The following is a 1525-nucleotide window of genomic DNA, read 5'->3' on the forward strand; positions in this document are numbered from 1 at the left end:
GCCGTAGCCAGCTGCACCGCCGGCAGAGTTCGTGCCCCCAGCAGAGTTTTTGCCGCCGGCCACAGCGGGCAACTCAGCGGTAACGGAGGAAGCGCCGGTGCCGGCGGCAGCGGCGGTGCCGGCGGCGGCGGTGGCAAAGGCGGCAGTAACGGCGGTGCGGGCGGCGGCACCGGCGGCAACGGCGGGATCGGCGGTGCCGGCGGTGGCGGTGGGATGGGCACCAACGGCGGACTGCTGTTCGGCAACGGCGGCTTCGGGGGTGCCGGCGCCAGCGGGGGTAATGGGGGTAATCCCGGCAATGGTGTCAGCCCCGGCACCAACGGCAGCACGGGCAACGGCGGCGACGGGGGGGCCGGCGGCCTCGGCGGAAGCGCCCAGGTCATCGGCAATGGCGGTGGCGGCGGCAATGGCGGGAACGCCGGCACGGGTTCCAGCCCCGGTGTCCCCGGCGCCGGAGCCGCCGGGGGCACCGGCGGCTCGCTGTTCGGCACTCACGGCACGAACGGAGCCGCCGGGACCTGATATCGGCGAACCGATAAGGCGCGCTGCAGATCGCTTACATCGGCGGCCTCTCGACCGGCGTCGCATGGCACCTACGCCGCGAGGGACTTACGCGGTCCAAGCTATGCGGCAGCCCTGGCGAAACCCCTAACGCCCCTCTACCGCGTTGAGGTGCCAATTGTGTTGCGACACGACGACGACGATGTGCGCTATCGCGGCCCCTGCCGCGCTGGACAATCCTGCATCGTTCGGCGATTTTCATCGACCGGCTTGTGCGCCGCCTCGATGATGCTCGGGTGAACTGACGGGCGTCGGCCCGCAATGTGAGAAAATGACCTGCTAGCTGCGGGAAACCCGGACACGGCATGCGGTTCCAGATATGGTCCGATCGTCGACGGGAGGCAGCTATGTCATTTGTCATCGCGAACTCGGAATCATTGGCGGCCGCTGCCACCGATTTAGCCGGGATCCGGTCGGCGCTCAGCGCCGCCAGCGCCGCTGCGGCCGGGCCGACGATGCAGCTGAGTGCGGCGGCCTCCGATGAGGTCTCGCTGGCTATCTCGGCGTTGTTCGGTCAGCACGGCCGGGCATACCAAGCGCTCAGCGCCCAGGCGACGGCGTTTGAGCAGCAGTTCGCGCAGGCCTTGGCAAACGCCGGTAACTCCTATGCGCTGGCGGAGGCCGCCGCCGCGTCGCCGTTGCAGAGTCTGTTCGACGCGATCAACGCACCTACCCAGTTGCTGCTGGGACGCCCAATAATCGGCGACGGCGCCAACGGAACGGCGGCTAGCCCCAATGGCGGGGCCGGAGGCCTGCTGTACGGCAATGGCGGCACCGGGTATTCACAGCCGGCGAACTCGGGGTTGGCCGGTGGCGCGGGCGGGTCGGCGGGGTTGATCGGTAACGGCGGGGCCGGCGGCAGCGGCGGCACGGGCGCGGCCACCGGTTCTGGTGGCAACGGCGGCGCCGGCGGGGCTGGGGGCTGGCTGTTCGGCAACGGCGGGGCCGGCGTTGCCACCCGACC

1 protein-coding gene and 1 pseudogene are annotated in these 1525 nt (G+C 70.8%); both read left to right on the top strand.

Annotated features, from left to right (window positions below):
- Positions 1–522, top strand: a pseudogene (locus AWC27_RS31350) (PE family protein); the annotation flags it as partial.
- Positions 523–908: 386 nt separating this feature from the next.
- Positions 909–1525 (top strand): PE family protein (locus AWC27_RS24335; protein ID WP_139837190.1); only part of this gene is annotated, 617 nt, incomplete at its 3' end.

The organism is Mycobacterium szulgai (assembly GCF_002116635.1).
Taxonomy (GTDB): domain Bacteria; phylum Actinomycetota; class Actinomycetes; order Mycobacteriales; family Mycobacteriaceae; genus Mycobacterium; species Mycobacterium szulgai.